At 33.5% G+C, this 18,454-nt stretch carries 15 protein-coding genes; 4 read left to right on the top strand and 11 right to left on the bottom strand.

All coding sequences use genetic code 11. From position 1 onward, the window contains the following. The first annotated feature begins 227 nt into the window (after window positions 1-227). The 3 genes from PQ463_RS16055 to PQ463_RS16045 all read left to right on the top strand — a co-directional run bounded on the left by PQ463_RS16055 (window position 228) and on the right by PQ463_RS16045 (window position 4,156). Complete coding sequence (locus PQ463_RS16055) at window positions 228-989, top strand: sensor histidine kinase (RefSeq protein WP_111377428.1); 762 nt, start codon at window positions 228-230, stop codon at window positions 987-989. After that, window positions 952-1,671, top strand: a complete 720-nt coding sequence (locus PQ463_RS16050) for a LytR/AlgR family response regulator transcription factor (RefSeq protein WP_274254526.1) — start codon at window positions 952-954, stop codon at window positions 1,669-1,671. The genes PQ463_RS16055 and PQ463_RS16050 overlap by 38 nt, the downstream gene beginning before the upstream one ends. Window positions 1,672-1,885: 214 nt before the next feature. Continuing rightward, window positions 1,886-4,156 carry a cation:proton antiporter gene (locus PQ463_RS16045; protein WP_274254525.1) on the top strand — a complete coding sequence of 757 codons (2,271 nt, stop codon included), beginning with the start codon at window positions 1,886-1,888 and terminating at the stop codon, window positions 4,154-4,156. A gap of 242 nt (window positions 4,157-4,398) precedes the next feature. Here PQ463_RS16045 and PQ463_RS16040 read toward each other — a convergent pair whose 3' ends face one another. From PQ463_RS16040 to pyrH, 3 genes are all read right to left on the bottom strand, one after another. Then, entirely contained in the window at window positions 4,399-6,894 is a 2,496-nt protein-coding gene (locus PQ463_RS16040; protein ID WP_274254524.1) for a DUF5686 family protein, read from the bottom strand. A 119-nt stretch (window positions 6,895-7,013) separates the two neighbouring features. After that, on the bottom strand, window positions 7,014-7,577 hold the full coding sequence (gene frr, locus PQ463_RS16035) for a ribosome recycling factor (protein ID WP_111425131.1): 564 nt from the start codon (window positions 7,575-7,577) through the stop codon (window positions 7,014-7,016). Window positions 7,578-7,652: 75 nt separating this feature from the next. Continuing rightward, on the bottom strand, window positions 7,653-8,360 hold the full coding sequence (gene pyrH, locus PQ463_RS16030; RefSeq protein WP_008465141.1) for a UMP kinase: 708 nt from the start codon (window positions 8,358-8,360) through the stop codon (window positions 7,653-7,655). A gap of 193 nt (window positions 8,361-8,553) precedes the next feature. Here pyrH and PQ463_RS16025 point away from each other — a divergent pair, with 193 nt between their 5' ends. Further along, window positions 8,554-9,171 (top strand): thioredoxin family protein, encoded by a 618-nt coding sequence (locus tag PQ463_RS16025; RefSeq protein WP_274254522.1) that lies wholly within the window; start codon window positions 8,554-8,556, stop codon window positions 9,169-9,171. Window positions 9,172-9,513: 342 nt separating this feature from the next. Here the strand turns inward: PQ463_RS16025 and PQ463_RS16020 are convergent, their stop codons facing one another. From PQ463_RS16020 to PQ463_RS15985, 8 genes are all read right to left on the bottom strand, one after another. Further along, window positions 9,514-10,077 (bottom strand): hypothetical protein, encoded by a 564-nt coding sequence (locus PQ463_RS16020; protein ID WP_274254520.1) that lies wholly within the window; start codon window positions 10,075-10,077, stop codon window positions 9,514-9,516. Between the two features lie 8 nt (window positions 10,078-10,085). Beyond that, the gene (truB, locus tag PQ463_RS16015; RefSeq protein WP_274254519.1) at window positions 10,086-10,781 is read right to left on the bottom strand and encodes a tRNA pseudouridine(55) synthase TruB; all 696 of its coding nucleotides are present in this window, start codon (window positions 10,779-10,781) and stop codon (window positions 10,086-10,088) included. Further along, entirely contained in the window at window positions 10,781-11,578 is a 798-nt protein-coding gene (locus PQ463_RS16010; RefSeq protein WP_274254518.1) for an undecaprenyl-diphosphate phosphatase, read from the bottom strand. Before PQ463_RS16010 ends, truB begins: the two co-directional genes overlap by 1 nt. Before the next feature lie 81 nt (window positions 11,579-11,659). Next, complete coding sequence (locus PQ463_RS16005) at window positions 11,660-11,917, bottom strand: DUF3098 domain-containing protein (protein ID WP_111376481.1); 258 nt, start codon at window positions 11,915-11,917, stop codon at window positions 11,660-11,662. Window positions 11,918-12,011: 94 nt separating this feature from the next. Beyond that, window positions 12,012-12,887: a cell division protein FtsX gene (locus PQ463_RS16000; protein WP_274254517.1), complete on the bottom strand. Its 876-nt coding sequence runs from the start codon at window positions 12,885-12,887 to the stop codon at window positions 12,012-12,014. 268 nt (window positions 12,888-13,155) lie between these two features. Beyond that, window positions 13,156-13,752 carry a molybdopterin-dependent oxidoreductase gene (locus PQ463_RS15995; protein ID WP_274254516.1) on the bottom strand — a complete coding sequence of 199 codons (597 nt, stop codon included), beginning with the start codon at window positions 13,750-13,752 and terminating at the stop codon, window positions 13,156-13,158. A gap of 18 nt (window positions 13,753-13,770) precedes the next feature. Beyond that, window positions 13,771-15,774, bottom strand: coding sequence for a TonB-dependent receptor plug domain-containing protein (locus PQ463_RS15990; RefSeq protein WP_274254515.1), 2,004 nt, complete (start codon window positions 15,772-15,774; stop codon window positions 13,771-13,773). 74 nt (window positions 15,775-15,848) lie between these two features. Then, complete coding sequence (locus tag PQ463_RS15985) at window positions 15,849-18,407, bottom strand: TonB-dependent receptor (protein ID WP_274254514.1); 2,559 nt, start codon at window positions 18,405-18,407, stop codon at window positions 15,849-15,851. Window positions 18,408-18,454: the final 47 nt, after the last annotated feature.

Here is an 18,454-nt window from a genome sequence, read left to right as displayed (position 1 = left end):
TCTATTTTACTTAACGTTAACACAAATTTGATAGTGCTGTTTTGGCTATAATTTGCCTTGTTTTATTTGTAAACCGTTAGGTTTTCTCATATTTGCAAACAATTTAGATTTTAGGAAAATTTAGATTGAGTTGTTTTCTTAGTGAAAAAGCTTCACGCAGATTCAACAGATTGAAGCAGATTCAGTAATTTTATTCTTGAATTTGACTTAAATATAAAAACACACAAATGCAGCAAAACAATACAACCACTTTTATTTTTCTGGCAATTCTATTGCTTTTAGTTGTCATCATTTGTTTTATGGTGTATCAATTAATGCAAACCAAAAAAGCAAAAGAAGATGCAGAAAAAAGTTTTTATGCCTTAGAATCTAAAGTCAATGATTTGCAATTGGAAAATTTAGAATCAAAACTGAATCCACATTTGTTTAAGAATATTCTAAATTCGATTCAGTCGCATGCGTATCAGACGTATTTTGCTCTAGATAAGCTGGCAAATGTTTTAGATTATATTTTGTACGAAAGCAAAAAGAAATTTGTAACGGCCAAAGAAGAAATTGATTTTGCGATGAATTTAATCGAAATCAATAAAATTAAAATCAGTCCGCTTTTTGAACTTAAAGTCAAAACCAACATTCATCAGGAAGACAAATTGTACGATCAGCCTTTGCTGGCGCCTTTAATTTCGATTGATTTAATTGAAAATGCTTTTAAACATGCTGACTTACAAAGTGCAGATGCTTTTATTTCGGTAGTTTTTGAATTTAAAAACAATGCTTTTTTTATGACGGTTTCCAATAAAATCTCTGATAAAAAAGTATTAAAAAAAGAACGAAGCGGTTTTGGCCACGCTACTTTAGAACATCGACTGCGAATTATTTACAAGAATAATTTCAAACTTGACAAGTTTATAGAAAATGACGTTTATATTGCTCATCTAAAAATAGATTTACTTGAATACAAAACTGAAATGCTTGCTTCTGGACGATGAAATTCCGGGATTGACTTACCTTAAAATGCTTTGCGAGCAAATTCCAGAATTGGAAATCGTGAAAACATTTAATAATCCTGAAAAACTTTTGTCTGATATTCCCGATTTAGATTTTGATCTGCTGATTTCGGATATCGAAATGCCAGGAATTGACGGATTGCATCTGGCTGAAAAATTGCAAGACAAATTGGTGATTTTCTGTACGGCTTATAAAGAATATGCAGCCGAAGCGTTTAATATTGATGCAGTAGATTATATTACAAAACCAGTAAAATTGGAACGTCTGCAAAAAGCAATTGCAAAAGCTTTTGAACGTTTTGAAAAATCAAATTCAGATAAAAAATTCATACAGCTTAATACAGACAGAGGAAAAACGCTGCTGTATTTTAACAAAATTCAATATATAACAACTGCTATAAGCGATAGTCGCGACAAAACAGTTTTGCTTGCTGATGGAAGTTTTCTGAATTTAAAAAACGTAAAATTTGATACGCTTTTGAAAGAATTGCCCGATGCCGATTTTTGTAGAATTAATAAAAAAGAAATTGTAGCAGTAAAGGCTATAAAATTTTTTAACCATAACGAAATTGTGCTTCATCATTTAGAAGAAAATAATAAAAATATAGCTTTAATCTTAAGCGAAACCTATCGTTCTGATTTTTTGAAAAAGGTAAAATTATAGCCATTTAAAACAAATTGTTTTCTGTCAGGCTGAGCGGAGTCGAAGCCCGATGCAGAGTGTTAAGCCTTCGACTTCGCTCAGGATGACAATCATTTTTATAACTTATTACAAAGTTTTTCCGACTTGTTACATACATTGAAAATTAACAGGAAGTTTGCTTTTTCACTTAAAACTCAGTTCTGATATTTGCTGCAATAAATTAAAAGAACGAGTTATGAATAACATTAAGAACTCTTTATTCTATGTAACAATTATTGGTGGTTTTACAGCACTGATATATTGGGTAATTTCAAAAGGTGTTTCATTAGAAGTGGGACGCAATATTGTAAAAAAGAGTGTTGAAAGCAATCACTGGAAAGACTTTCTTCATTCTATGGTTGATAATTTACAGCATCCGTTGGCCATTTTATTGGCACAGATTATTACCATAATTTTAGTCGCACGATTATTTGGCTGGTTTTTTAGAAAAATAGGACAACCTTCTGTAATTGGTGAAATGATTGCCGGAATTGTGTTAGGGCCATCTTTGGTCGGAATGTATTTTCCGGAATTTTCAGCGGCTTTATTTCCAAAAGAATCTTTAGGCAATCTACAGTTTTTAAGCCAAATCGGTTTAATCCTTTTCATGTTTGTTATTGGAATGGAATTGGATTTGAAAGTGCTAAAAAATAAAGCGCATGATGCAGTTGTCATCAGTCACGCGAGTATTGTTATTCCGTTTGCTTTGGGATTATCATTAGCTTATTTTATTTATGAAATCTATGCTCCAATGGGAGTTGAATTTTCTTCTTTCGGATTGTTTATGGGAATTGCCATGAGTATTACTGCTTTCCCAGTTTTAGCTAGAATTGTCCAAGAACGTGGTATGCAAAAGACTAGACTTGGAACTATTGCCATTACTTGCGCCGCAGCAGACGATATTACGGCTTGGTGTATTTTGGCGGTTGTTATTGCCATTGTAAAAGCAGGTTCGCTTGCGAGCTCATTGTATGTAATTGGAATGGCGATTTTGTATGTCATTATAATGCTTAAAATCGTTCGTCCGTTCTTAAAAAGAGTTGGAGATTTGAATGCAACGCGCGAAAGTTTGAACAAACCTGTTGTTGCGATTTTCTTTATTACACTTTTAATTTCTGCTTATGCATCAGAATTAATCGGAATTCACGCTTTATTTGGAGCTTTTTTGGCTGGAGCAATTATGCCAGAGAACAACAAATTCAGAAATATATTTATTGAAAAAGTTGAAGACGTTTCGATTATTGTTTTGTTGCCACTGTTCTTCGTGTTTACTGGTTTACGTACACAAATCGGATTATTGAATGATCCTGAATTATGGAAAATTACTGGTTTGATCATTTTGGTTGCCGTAGTTGGTAAATTCTTCGGAAGTGCTTTGGCGGCGAAATTTATGGGGCAGAACTGGAAAGACAGCTTGTCTATTGGAGCCTTGATGAACACTAGAGGTTTAATGGAATTGGTGGTTTTAAATATTGGTTATGATTTGGGAGTATTATCTACTGAGATTTTTACTATGATGGTAATTATGGCACTGGTGACTACTTTTATGACAGGTCCTGCATTAGATTTTATCGGATTTATTTTTAAAGATAAAGCGACAGCCGTTCCGGAAGAAATTGGAACCAAAAGCAAGTATAAGATTCTGCTTTCATTTGCTACTCCAGAAAGAGGTAAAAAATTGCTTCAAATTGCAAATAGTTTAGTTAAAAAACAAGGAGACAATTCTATTGTGACAGCAATGCATTTGTCTTTAAGTACAGAAGTGCATTCTTTTGATATTAAAGAACACGAACGCAAAATGCTGGTTCCTGTAATTGAGGAATCACAACGTTTGAATCAGAATGTGGTAAGTTTGTTTAAAGTTTCTAATGATATTGATTCGGATATTATTGATACTGCAAATCAAGGCGAATATGATTTACTGCTAATTGGTTTAGGACAATCTATTTTTGACGGAACATTGCTTGGAAAAATTCTTGGCTTTACAACCAGAATTGTAAATCCAGATCGTTTGATTGATAAGTTTACAGGAAAAGAAGGATTGTTTGAAAATTCTCCATTTGATGAAAGAACGCGACACATTATTGCTAAAGCTAAAATGCCAGTTGGAATTTTTATTGAAAAAGATCTAGAAGAAGTCAATCAAGTTTTTATTCCTGTTTTTAATAAAGAGGATGCTTTTTTAATTGATTATGCTAAAAAACTAATCAATAATAACGGTTCTCAGATTACAGTTTTAGATGCTGGTGGAGAAGTGAAAAATACAAGAGAAATTCAAGAAACCATTCGTTCTATTGAACAGATTGCCCCAAATCACATCATGATTATGAATGACAGAACCTTGAAGAAAGAGTTTTTAGAAAGCCAAGATTTGATGATCATCAGTCTAGAAAGCTGGAAAAAACTTATAGAATCTCAAAGTATTTGGCTAAATAATTCTCCATCAGTTTTGATTCTGAAACCATAAAAGTTGAAATTCTAAAATTTTAAAATCCCAAATTCCAATTGATTGTTGGAGTTTGGGATTTTTTATTTCGTTCCAATATTCTGTAGAGACGCACTGCAGTGCGTCTACGCAACGAATATCATCATGGGTTAGACGCACTGCAGTGCGTCTCTACAGATATACGTCGTGTTAATTTTGCGTTCAGATTGGAATTTGGAATTTCCCAACTTGGAATTTGGAATTTTAAAATTGAGATTTAATTATTATAGTCCTAAATCAAGAACATAAGAAATCTTAACCGCAATATTGTCTTCAAACCTCATTAACTGATTTGGTCCGTATCTGTAGAAACCTCCCAAACCAAAACCTTTAAAAATTCTGTTCAATTCTAATCCCGATTCATAATAACCTTTATCTAAAGTTTTGTAAGCTGGACCAACGTGCTGTTCTGGTTTTTCCATGCTTCCCCAAGCCATTCTTGTAACTAAAACTAACGATGGCCTTACTTTTTTGAAAAGTGTCAATCGGTCAAAACCATGTTTGATTTGAAACATTAAGTATTGACTCGAGAAGAACTCATTAAAATACATGGTTTCAAAAGAATTTCTACCCGCAAAAGTGATACGCTGAACAACAGTTTCCTTTGTTAAGTTGTTTGGAGCCGTATTGTACAAATGAGTAATAGGAACATCTCCCATTGCTAAACCAGCTTGTAAAAGCAAACCTGTTTTCTGACGGTTTAAATATTGTTTTTCGTATTCAGCTTTAAAATCTATTTTGCTAAACGTAAAATCATTTTCAAAAACATTCGGCAGAGATTGAGTATACTGAAAAGTAAACCTCGGGAATTTTTTATCGCTTTCGTTTCTTCCCGTCGGAGTCTGCATATAATTACTGAAAGGCGCCCAAACAATAGAAAGCATTGCTGTGGTCATAATATAATTAGAATACAGTTTTCCGTTTAGATTATAGAGATAATCGAATTTTGGTTCGATATAATTTCTTGAAAGTTCTAAAACAGCCTCGGTTTTCGGAATAAATTTGGTTTGAACATTGGCACGCCATCCAACATATTCATAAAAAGTACTAATGTTGATGGGACGAGGATCATAAATTTTAAAAACACGTTTATCAACGCTAAAAACAGTACTCGCTATCTCTCGAACATCATCGGCATAATAACCATTAAACCAAGTGTTGGTATGTTTGTCTAACAGAACGCCTCCGCCAACGCTGTATTTAAAAACGCCATCTTTTGTTCCGTAAGCACCGTAGCCTTCAACGCGGAAATATTTAGACAAACGGTCGTTTGTAATACCGCCTATACCAAGACGAAAGCCTTCGTAATTGTTATAACTTATGATCTTTTTTAAATCTAAATCGATAGGACCAATTGGGTAGAAGCCGTTAATGATTTTTCGGCCAATTCCTAATCGTTTTTCAATCCTATTTCGAACAGAAAGACTGTCTAATAATAAGTAGGTTTTTTGGCTTTTTAAGTCTAGATTTTCTTTTCGGTAAGCTTCCCAGAAACTTTCAGGTTTTTTGGCCGCATCGTCTTTAATTTCGATATAAAGCGAAGGGCTTTTTATTGGGGTGTCAGTATTTACGCGAATATCAAAACTATTGCTTTCAGAAAGTAGATAGGTAAAGTCTGAAGCCACTTTTTTTCTTCGTTCGAAATTGTCCTCAACATCTCCATCAAATTGAATGGTACCGCCTAAAATACGAATATCATCATCATTTTTTCCTTTTACAATTTTAAAAGTGGTATTGCTCTGAAACCAGATTTTTTCTTTCGGAATATATTCAAATTCATGAATACCGCTGATGTCCAAAACGCCTTTTATTCGCATTACCGCTTTCGCGACAGCGTAATTTTCTTTGTCAATATATAAAACTCCTTCTAACCCAGTTGTTCTGTGTTTTGATTTGTTTTTGAAATAAATCATGTAGGCATCACGGCCTCGTATGCTAACAGTATCTAAAAGTTTGTAGTTATAACTTGAAGGAGCATTTTTGGAAATCGGGTTTTCGTACTTGGTTTCGAATAATTCATAATTAGAATCATAAATCGAAATAGATTGAAGGTTGAAGGCAAGAACTTCGTAAATAGGCTGTTTGAAACCAGCGATTTTTGTTCCTAAAACAGTTTCCTTCAGTTTGTTGTTTCCAAATTGATATTGCGAAACTTTCTCGGTTTGAAATAAGTGTTGTTTGCTTACAATTTCTTTAAACTTATAATCGGAAGAATCGATGTTGATGATTTTTTTGTTTAAATCTTTATAAGCCGCAGAAGTATCAATGCGACCGTCGATCGAATCTGGATTGGCCGTTACAATAAGTTTGTTATAGGTTTTGTATTCAAAATTATTGAGCTTTTTCTGCGGATCGTTTATTGCTTTGCTGGCAATAACTTTTTTTATTATCGTGAGAGCAGGATTTTCATTAGAAACCACAACTTCTTGTAAATCATCGGTCTGCTGTAAAAGCGCTATTGAATAAAAGGTTTTGCTGTTGATTAAAGCAATAGTTTTTGATTGAAAACCTATATAAGAAACCGTAAGTGATGTTGCAGAGGAACTGATTTTAAAAATGAATTTTCCGTCAACATCTGTAATCGTATTATTGTTTTCTGAAGTGGTAATGGTGGCAAACGGAAGTGGTTTGTTGTTTGAATCGGTTACGATTCCGTTTATTTGAATTTGCGCCTGAAGAGTAAGCGTAAAAAACAAAGTCAAAAAACAAAATAGCTTCATACAGAATGATATAGTTTCAAAAACGAAAAGAAATTAATTTTCGTATGCAAAAATAGCAATAAAAAAATCCGTCTGGTGTAATAAACCAGACGGATTTTTATTTTATAACCAAATCTTACTTATACTTTCATGATTTCGGCTTCTTTTGCAGCCAATAACTCATCAATTTTTTTAATGTAAGCATTTGTTAAGTTCTGAACTTCTTCTTCTGCAGATTTACAGATATCTTCTGAAGTTCCTTCTTTTTCTAATTTTTTGATGTCAGTATTAGCATCTTTACGAGAATTACGAATACCAATTTTAGCATCTTCAGCTTCAGATTTTGCTTGTTTTGCTAAATCACGACGACGCTCTTCTGTTAATGGCGGTACGCTAATGATTACCATATCTCCATTATTCATTGGGTTAAAACCAATGTTAGCGATTAAGATTGCTTTTTCAATTGCTTGCAGCATATTTTTTTCAAATGGCTGTAATGTAATTGTTCTAGCATCTGGAACACTAATTTTAGATACTTGAGAAAGCGGTGTTGCAGATCCGTAATAATCAACAAAAACACCTCCAAGCATAGCTGGAGAAGCTTTTCCTGCACGAATATTAAGAAATTCTTTCTCTAAGTGTGCAATAGTACCGTTCATTGATTCCTCAGTACTTTCTAAAATAAAGTCTATTTCTTCAGTCATTTTTTCTTTAGTTTTCAGTTTTCATTCTCAGTTTTCAGTTATAGTCTTGCGCGACTTTAAAACTGTTACTGATGACTATATATTTACTACAGTTCCGATATTTTCGCCTTCGCAAATCTTCAAAAGGTTTCCGATTTTATTCATATCAAAAACAACGATTGGCAATTTATTTTCTTGGCTTAATGTAAACGCAGTAGTGTCCATTACATTCAATCCTTTTTTGATTACATCGTCAAACGAAATAAAATCAAATTTCACTGCAGAAGCATTTTTTTCTGGATCAGAATCGTAAACACCATCAACGCGAGTTCCTTTTAAGATAACATCAGCATTGATTTCGATACCTCTTAAAACTGCAGCAGTATCAGTTGTAAAATATGGATTTCCGGTTCCAGCTCCAAAAATTACAATTCTGCCTTTTTCAAGGTGTCGGTCAGCTCTTCTTTTAATGTATGGTTCTGCAATAGATTCCATTTTTAAAGCAGTTTGCAAACGCGTTTTCATTCCTTTATCTTCAAGAGCGCCCTGCAAAGCCATTCCGTTAATTACAGTTGCAAGCATTCCCATGTAATCTCCTTGCACTCTGTCCATTCCTGAGCTTGCTCCGGCAACGCCTCTAAAAATATTTCCTCCTCCAATAACAATAGCAATTTCTACTCCTTTGTCGTGAATCTGCTTGATTTCATCTGCATATTCGCCTAATCTTTTCGGATCAATACCGTATTGTAAATCACCCATTAGGGCTTCTCCGCTAAGTTTAAGAAGAATTCTTTTATATTTCATGTGTGTGTTGCGTTAATTTGTGCAAATATAGACATATTCTGATTTTTAAAAATAATGTTTGCAAAAAATTAATTCTTGCTCCAATTTTAGGCTTAGAAAGGCTTTACAGTTATTTAAATTAAATGTGATAAATGTCATTTTCTCCGTCTTCCTAAATTTTGTATTTTTATTGTATTCTAAAAATGAAACAAATATGAAAAGCATCGTAGCCAAAGCATTATTCAATAGTCATTCTTATGCTGAATACAGAAAAATTGTAACCGATTTATTGACCGAAGGAAAATCTACAGGGAACGAACAATCTGAAAGTCTTACAAATTATTCTAAATTGAATGAAGCCAGAATGAATAGGCTGGAAAAAACGATAACTATTTCAGATACAATTGCCGAGAAACTTCAAAACTTAGATAATCATTACATCTGGCTAGTGCTTTCAGAAGGCTGGTGCGGAGATGCAGCACAAATTCTTCCAATTTTAAATAAAATGGCTTTGGCTTCTCATAAAAAGATCGATTTGAGAATTGCGTTTCGCGATGAAAATGATGATTTGATGAGCCATTATTTAACAAATGGAGGAAGAGCAATTCCAAAAATAATCGTAATTTGTAAAGAAGCAGGAATTGTACGAGCAGATTGGGGACCAAGACCAAAAGGAGCAACCGAATTAATGGAAAAACATAAAAGAGAAGTCGGTGCTATTGACGAAAAAATAAAAACAGATCTGCAGTTATGGTATCTGGCTGATAAAGGAATTTCTGTTCAGGAAGAACTGGTCGAAATTATGGAAAATATTAAGTATAATCGCCTTTAATCGGATTAATGTGTTGATAAACAGATTATTTGTTAATAAAATTATCTTAAAGTCTTTTTGACTTCAATAGAATTTCGTAACTTAGTAAAACTAATCCCACGTCTATTATAGCTTTCAGATTTACTCTTTTTATTGGTGTTTATTTAATGCTTAACAATTAAAAGTACACTATTATGAAAAAGTTATTCGAAAGATTTTATGACTTCTTTTCTACATTTTTATTTGGAGGAAAGAATGTGCCTCACTATTAATTTGAGATGAGTATGGAACAAAATTACTTGTTTTAGGAGCTTGGCACATTACTTTCAAATTTGTAATGTGCTTTTTTTTGGAACCAAATATTTAGTTTGCTTCTGATGATGAGTAATAAAAGAAATCCTGAAGAGTTATTCCAAAAGAAATCATACCAATGCTTCTTTCATCGTGAAGAGGAAAATCATAATCACAGATTTCTGCAAAAAGAATAAAATCGTCTGAACCAATTCCGAGTTTTAATTTTTTGTACGCTCCATTTAAATCGCCGCGTCCTATGGCAAACCCTTTTCCGTAACCAGCTTGAAGCATAATTCGCGTTTCAGGTCCTACTTTTGGACTTATACCAAGATTTAAAAAGACAGGAACAGCAACAAGTTTGTCATCCCATTTGTAGTCAATACCACTGTGAAGACCTAATGTGAGCCATTTTTTATAGTGAACTCCGTACCCAATTTTTGTACCTAATCCGTTTGGTACAAGAAAAGCATTTGTAGATGTTGATTCTTGATCGTAATATGAATCATTTGTGTTAGGGTTTCCAGTTATAGAAACAGCAAAGTCAAATTGTAGGTATGTGAATTTGGTTGCCTGACTATGTATGAATGAACTAAAAAAGGTTATAAATGCAATAGTCAGTAAAATTCTCTTCATACAAGGTTTTATTTTTTTAGGAGTTCTTCTTCAAACAAAGTAATATCAATCGCATTTTTTACATCGTAATCGCCAATTTTCGTTCGGCGTAACACAGTTAAATGCGAACCAGAATTCATTGCTTTTCCAAAATCATAAGCTAGAGAACGAATGTAAGTTCCTTTAGAACAAACTACTCTAAAATCTACTTCTGGTAATGCAATTCGTGTAATTTCAAATTCGTGAATAGTAGTTTTTCTGCTTGCAATTTCAATAGATTCTCCGGCACGAGCATGTTCATACAAACGAACGCCGTCTTTTTTAATTGCAGAAAAAATTGGCGGTTTCTGATCGATTTCTCCTAAAAACTGTTTTACAGTTTCATGAATCAAAGCTTCATCAATATGTTCGGTTGGAAACGTTTGATCGATTTCGGTTTCTAAATCGTACGATGGAGTAGTAGCTCCAATATAAAATGTACCTGTATATTCTTTTGCCTGACCTTGAAGTTCTGCAATTCTTTTAGTAAATTTTCCGGTGCAGATTAATAAAAGCCCAGTCGCCAAAGGATCTAAAGTTCCTGCGTGACCAATTTTAAACTTTTTCGGAAGTCCGACTTTATTAATTAAAAGGTATTTTAATTTATTGACAGCTTGAAATGAACTCCATTTTAATGGTTTGTCAATCAATAAAACTTGTCCTTCTAAATATTCTTCAGGTGTCATTATATAATCGTAAGCGGATGAATGAAAAAGTGAATCAATAATAAAATGATTCCAGCAATAATTCGGTAATAACCAAAAACTTTAAATCCGTTTTTAGTCAAAAATCCGATGAAAGTTTTAATTGCTAATAATGCTACAGCAAAAGCAACAATATTACCAATAACAAGCATATTAACTTGGTCATGAGATAATTCAAAACCAGCTTTATAATAATCATAGCATTTTTTTGCAGTTGCTCCTAACATTGTTGGAACAGCTAAGAAAAATGAAAATTCTGCAGCAGAAGTTCTAGTCAGTTTTTGCGCCATACCTCCAACAATACTTGCGCCGCTTCGAGAAACTCCAGGAATCATAGCAAGACATTGAAATAATCCAATTTTTAAAGCTTTAGCATAAGTGATTTCAGTAGAAACTTCTGGATCGTTCGGTTTGTTGAACCATTCGTCAACTTTCAATAAAATAACACCTCCAATTAAAAGTGAAACAGCAACTGTTACTGGATTTTCTAATAAACCGTCGATAATATCACTTAATAATAATCCTAAAACAACCGCTGGAATAAAAGCGACTAGAAGTTTAAAGTAAAAATCAAAAGTTTGAAAGAAACGTTTGAAGTATAAAATTACAACCGAAAGTATTGCGCCAAGTTGAATTACAATGGTGAAAAGTTTAGTGAAATCGTCATGAGCGATTCCGAAAAAAGAAGAAGCAATAATCATGTGACCTGTAGAAGAAACAGGCAAAAACTCTGTAATTCCTTCAATAATGGCAAGAACAATAGCTTGTAATGTATTCATTTAGAATTTTAGATTTCAGATTTCAGATTTTAGATTGCCCTTCGACTTCTCTCAGGGTGACAAAAAATCTATAAACCTTTATTATTTAGATTTTTTGAATATAGAATAAATCGTGATTCCAAAACCGATTAAAACAGTTGTTGGTGCTAAACGAATACGTCTAAAGTTGAAAATTTCTTCATTAAAAACATTTGGATCTTTACTTCCTCCACCAGACATTAAAATAAATCCTAGCGCAATTACAGCAATACCAATCAATAAAATTTTATAATTGATGCTGTCAAAAAGGAATTCCTGTTTTTGAACTTGTTGTTCTTCTTTATTATTGTTGTTTTTCATTTTGTCATTGCGAGGAACGAAGCAATCTTATCCTCTTTTTATATGGGTTTATATTTCAATCTAAAATCTAAAGTCTGCAATCTAAAATCAAAAATTAATAAAGATCGTCAGTTCTTAAGTTCAAGAAACGTTGCGTTGCAAAATGTGTACTTACCCAAGTAATTAGAACTCCTAATCCGAAAACGGCAACCAAAACCAAACCAGTTAAAACTTTGTCTTCAAGAATTCCTAAACCAGGGAAATTAGTGTCTACATATAATAAAAGTGCAATTAGAGCAATAATGGCCAAACCAGCACCAAGCATTCCAAGTTTTACGCTACGCATTACAAAAGGCTTACGGATAAAAGCTTTTGTTGCTCCAACCATTTGCATGGTTTTGATAATAAAACGATTTGAATGTATCGATAAACGTAATGAACTATTGATTAATAAAACCGCAATTACTGTCAAGAAACCGCTGATGATCAAAATCCACATACTTACTTTTCTGATGTTGTCATTTACAAGATTTACCAATTGTTTGTCGTAAACAATATCAGAAATCATAGCATTTTTGCGAAAGTTGTTTTCAATCTTAACGATGCTGTCTCTTTCTACGTAATCTGCTTTTAAGTGAATATCGTATGAATTCAATAAAGGATTTTCTCCCAAAAAGGTTAAGAAATCTTCTCCGATAATATCCGTGTGTTCTTTTGCCGCTTTTTCTTTCGATACATAAACAAAAGATTTTGCAAAAGGCGCTCTTTTAAGTTCAGTGTTGAATGCTTTGATAATACTGTCATTCGCTTCATTTTTGAAGAAAACTGTCATGGCAATTTTTTCTTTAAAATCGTCAGCCAATTGTTTAGAATTAATGATGAATAATCCCAGTACTCCCAAAAGGAATAAAACCAAGAATACACTTAAAACTACCGAAAAATAAGAGGAAATTAACCTGCGCTTTTGAAATTTATCAAAGTTAGAACTCATAGATACTTAAATTATGTGGTAAAAATAATAAAGAATTTCTTTATTTAAAGTTAATAACAAACTTTTATACTTAAAAGTACAATTTAAATCTTGAATAAAAGCGGGTTTAATTGTAAAGCAATCAAAGTTTTTATGTAAAAACGTTTTAATCTCGCAAAGTCGCGGAGTTGCAAAGTTTTTAATATATCTTAGAAGAAAAACTTTGCAACTCCGCGACTTTGCGAGCAAAAAAAACTTAGCAACTTAGTATCTCAGAACCTTAGCATCTTTATTCAACCTTATAAACTTCAATGCTTTTTAACCAATAAACATGACGTGGTCCAGTTTTAATATCATTTTTGCAAATCGCGATCATTTCGCCATTTTTAACTGGTTTTCCATTTTCTTCAAAAAGAATATAGGCATTTTCTCCTGTTGGATTATTGAAAAGTTCTGCCCATGAAAAAGTTGCTTTATAATCGTCTGAAGCTCTTGCTACAATGTAAAAGTTTCTGTCTTTATGCCCGTTTTGTTTGATTTTGGCTTTTTCTAAAATATCTTTCAAAAGAACACCTTTGCAAACTTTATTGTCTTTTTTAACTTCACCGCTTTGGCAGACTACTTTAAAATCATCAAGCGTAACGACTTTCATCTTTTTTAAAGAATCAACTGTTAAGTTTAAAGGAAATTCGACATCGCCTTTTACTTCTATCGAGTGGTTAACCATTTTTAAACTGTCTTCGGGAGTTAAGACAGGATGTTTGTCATTGTCTGTTTTTGCGATTTTTTCTGTAGTAACGATTTCTTCTTTATCTTTTTTAGAAGAATTACACATGGCGCATGAAAATGCAATCAGTAAAACGAGAATATAATTTTGTGTTTTCATATAAATATAATTTTTGAATTAGTTGAAATTGAAAAAACGAAGTGTTACGAAGAAATTGCGCCCTTCTTCAGGATAGCCTTCGACTAAGCTATAATTTCTATCGAAGATATTGTTAACTCCGGCGTCTAGACTAAAATTTTTAGAGACTTTTCCTGAGGCATATAAATTTAAAAGTGTATAATCTGGAACTCGCGCACCATAACTTGTACTGAAACGTGGCGAATTAAATTCGGCATTGGCGATCAATCGAAGAATTTTGATTGGGCTATATTCTAAAGTTCCCATCACTTTTGTGTTCGGAACATCTGTAAAATGAATATTCGGGTTTGTTATGTTTTTTCTTTCGATGTACGTATAATTCAAATTCAGCGACAAGTTTTCTAAAACAGCATAATTTAATTGCGCTTCAATCCCTTTATAATCGGCTTCTCCAAAATTTTGCATTTGAGATTTTCCTGGTTCAACATTGCTTACACTCAAAATTGCATCTGAAAGTGAGCTATAGAAAAGTGCTGTTTGGAAAGTGATTTTCTCGAAAAGATTGGCTGTATAATTCAATTCGTAATTGATTGCCTTTTCAGGTTTCAAATCTGGATTAGGAATCGCAGTTCCCATTCTATACGAATATCGATCCTTAATAGTGGCAAATCTTGTTTTTTGAGAAACGGTTGCGCCTAGTTTTTGCTGATTATTTAATTGATAGAAAAATCCAACTTGTGCATTAAAAGCATCACTTGCTCCCGCATCTGGAAAATCTGAAATTACTTTTGTAGTGCTGTTGTAATCTTCGGCTTCATTGTTTTTTCGAATGTTGTAACTAACACCCGGAATTACGGTAAACTTTGAACTTACTTTATAAACATCTTCAATTCCAATTAAAACCGTATTGTCTATAAAATGGCGAACGGGTTCGCCTAAATTGTTCTCACGGTGAACATCTTCTTTAAAATGAAAAGCAATTTTTAAATCATTTTTCGGAATTATTTTGGTGTTGTATTCTAAGTTTCCTCCGAAAGTATAATCATTGTAAATGCTTTCAAAAGCGTAAGGTTTTGTTTGTGTCGAATAAGTAGCATCGTCGTAACTGTCCAAAGTATTTTTAAATCGGTCAAAATATAATCTAGTTTTAAAACTATTTTTATCATCGAAAGAAGAATTCGAAATAAAATAAAAACTTTCTTTATCCCAGTTAGGCCATTGCCAGTAACGAGGTTTTAGTAAAAGCGAATTTTGTGTATCGTAACCCGTATAAACAGGATTTCCTTTTTCGCCCTGCTGATTGATGTAACCAATTGCATATTCGCTTTTTTCAGTTGGCGTCCAGCCAACTTTGAAACTAATTTTTTGATCGGTTCGATACGAATTGTCTCTTTGTCCGCCATTTTCATTTGCTGTCGGAATAAAATTAGAAGACATTCTATAGGAGTTTCTGTCCAAATAAGAGAAACCTCCTTGAACATAGAATTTTCCTAAGTTTGAACCAATATTTACATTTCCTCTGTATCCATTCTCGTTAATCATTCCTAAAGAACCATCATATTCCAACTTTTTAGAAGGTTTTCTAGAAACCAGATTGATTGCGCCTCCAAGCGAATTTGGACCATAAAGTACAGATGAAAATCCTTTTGAAACATCGACAGCTGCCAAATCAAAAGTGGTAAATCTAGCCAAATCGACATAACCGTCATACGGAACATAAACTGGAATTCCGTCCATATAAACGGGAACTTGTCTTAAATCGAAACCACGAACAGAAACCATTGACTCATTTCTTGGTCCAGAAGCAGTTAAACTGACTCCAGGCAGCATATTTAAGGCTTTTGAAACCTCCATTTTATTTTGAGATTCCATTGTTTTTGAGGTTATTCGATTTAAAGTGTCTTTGTTTTGATGATTGGTAATAATGACTTCTCCAAGGTTAAAGACGTTGGAAATTTTGAGTGAATCTGAGGTTTTCGAATTGTTTTGCTGTGCAAATCCGATGAGCGGAAATAACAGAATGATTAATAATTTTGGTTTCATAAAAATAGTTTTTTTCAGTATGTTTTAAAATGAATACTGCTGGTTGAAAATAGATTTTTTGGTTAATTGCTTTTTTAAATTTTATGGGTTTCCCAAACAAGCGACAAATAATATAATCCGCCAATCGATGGTCCGCCAAGAATAGAAGTGTAGGGTTTATTGAGAATATTTGTTCCGCCTAATTTAGCCGAAATGCCTTTTTTGAAACTATAATTTACCTGAGCATCCATTGACCAGTATGCAGGAACAGTTCCGCTGACTAAAAATGAAACATAATCAAAATTGTTTTGATAACGTGCCGTAACGCTTGCGCCAAGACTTTTCCAGATATTTTGTGCGATCAATGTTCCGTTTACGTTAAATTCGGGTGTGTTGAATCCGTCTTCCAAGCCATCTTTATCGTCCGTTCGGTCGAGTTTGGTATAAGTAAGATTGGTTAAAGCACTAAAAGTATTATCAAAACGATATTTCAAACCTAAACTTCCTCCGTAATTGTAAATTTTACTTTTTGAATTGGTCCAAAGTCTGTAGCGATTTTGGGTGTTTTTAGAATATAAAGCAGTCGGAATCAAGTTTGGATCTGTTGTATTCGGAATGCTGGCTTCAACTTGAGCAATGAAGTTTTTATAAGAGTTGTAATAGAAATCGGCGTCAATAAAAAGATTTCTATTTAAAGCCATTCCTCTAAAACCAACTTCAAAAGATTTTACAAATTCTGGTTCGAGATATGTATAAGGATTTTTCTGAATCGTATTTTTATTTTTTTCGATCGCCTGCGCCTGCGTCAAACCATTTGTATTCACATCTGTATTTACCTGCGCCTGAAATTTATCGATTGAAGCTTTTGTATAGGAGTTTTCGAAAATTCCGTCAGACATAATTCGCAATCCGCCAACACGTTTTACACCGCCAGAATTGACATTCGAAAATCCTTCAAAAATACTTGGAAAGCGATAACCGTTTTGATACGAAGCTCTAAAATTCAAACTTTCTTTTGGCGAATAAACCGCTGTAAACTGAGGCGTAAATTTTGCATCAAAATAATCGGCTTTGTCCATTCTAACAGTTGCACCCAAACGTAATTTATCTGAGAAAAAATCTTTTGTCACTTGCGTGAAAGCACCAGTTTTTTGATACGTCAGATTTTCGTCAGCATGAACTGGATTGATAAAATAATTTCCGTCGGGAACAATAATATAATTTCTGTAATCGACACCACTCAAAAGTTTTGCATCAATTTTTTCGAAGAAAGAGACAAAAGCTTTATCCCAATTGATTAATCCTTCGCCATGAACCAATGTCGATTTTACACGCAAAGCTGCACCAATATCCCAATTATTAATATTGATCAATTCGTTTTTCTTTTGTTCGTAAGCTTCTGTTCCAGGCAGAAATCGCCCTGCGTCAGATTGAGTTCTCGCAATTCTGTGTGCATCGGCAACGCTTGCTCCGCCAGCAACAGCATTTTTATAAGCTGTACTATAATCGGCAAACCATTTATCATCAGACTTATAAGCGCGATCCATATTTTCTGCCAAAGAACGCATATTGTATGAATCGCCAGTGTTCTCTGTTGTTGCATAAGCTTTTACCTGAAAAATTGGCGTATGATAATCTGCAGAAAATTGATTTAAAGTATAATTGTCTAATCTAAATCGGTTCGAACGCTGATAAATCGTGTTGATTAAAGCTGTTTTGTAAGTCACAGAAAGTTCATGATCTTTTTTTGGTCGAAAATACAATCCGAAATCTGCTTTGTAATTTTTGATTTCATAATCAGAGATATCCGTTTCTCGATAACCCGTTCTGGCCACAACATAATTTTTGCCATTTAAGTTTAAAGTTTTTCGATTTGCCGATTCATTTCCGTAACCGTTTACTTCGTCGTAAGCTGGATTATCTGCACCAAACAAACCTGTCGAAGCATTGGCGTTTGGAGCCAAATCGGTTCTATCATCTGCAACCCAATCTGTTCCGCCGGTTGTGGATGCATTTATTTTAAAGGCCAATTTTTCATTAAAAGCTTTGGCAATTCTTAAATTAAACTGCGAATACACTTTCGGTGAAAACCGATCAATATTCCCGACATGATTCACTCCGGTTAATTGCTGAACAGCGATTCCCTGATATTCAAAAGGATTTTTGGTTTGAATATTGGCTAAACCGTTAATAGCGTTCATTCCGTACAAAGCGGCTGCCGTTCCAGGAATAATTTCGATTTTATCAATATCGAGATCATTTGCTCCAAGCGCATTGGCAATTGGAGCGCCTAAATGCGGAGCCTGATTGTCGATTCCATCTACCAATTGAGCAAATCGAACATTGGTAGAATTGGCAAAACCTCTTGTATTTATGACTTTAAAACCTAAACTTGGCGTAATAATCTGAACCCCTTTTACATTTTCAAGCGCTTCATAAATACTTGGTGATCCCATTATTTTGGCTTCCGCCGATTTTAACTGCTCGATACTGATGGGAGAATGCATTAATTTTTCAGAACGACGCGATGCCGTAATGACAACTTCGTTCAGTTCTTCTTTTTTAATGCTATCTTGTTTTGTTTTTGAATTTTCAGTTTGAGAAAAGCTTTTTAGACCGAAAAAAAGTAAAAGGAAATATAATTTATGGTTCATGCTTTTGGTTAGTTGTTTTTAGTATGTTTTATAATGAATACTGATGG

This window comes from Flavobacterium sp. KACC 22763, assembly GCF_028736155.1.
Classification (GTDB): domain Bacteria; phylum Bacteroidota; class Bacteroidia; order Flavobacteriales; family Flavobacteriaceae; genus Flavobacterium.
This window is presented reverse-complemented; position numbering and strand designations above follow the sequence as displayed.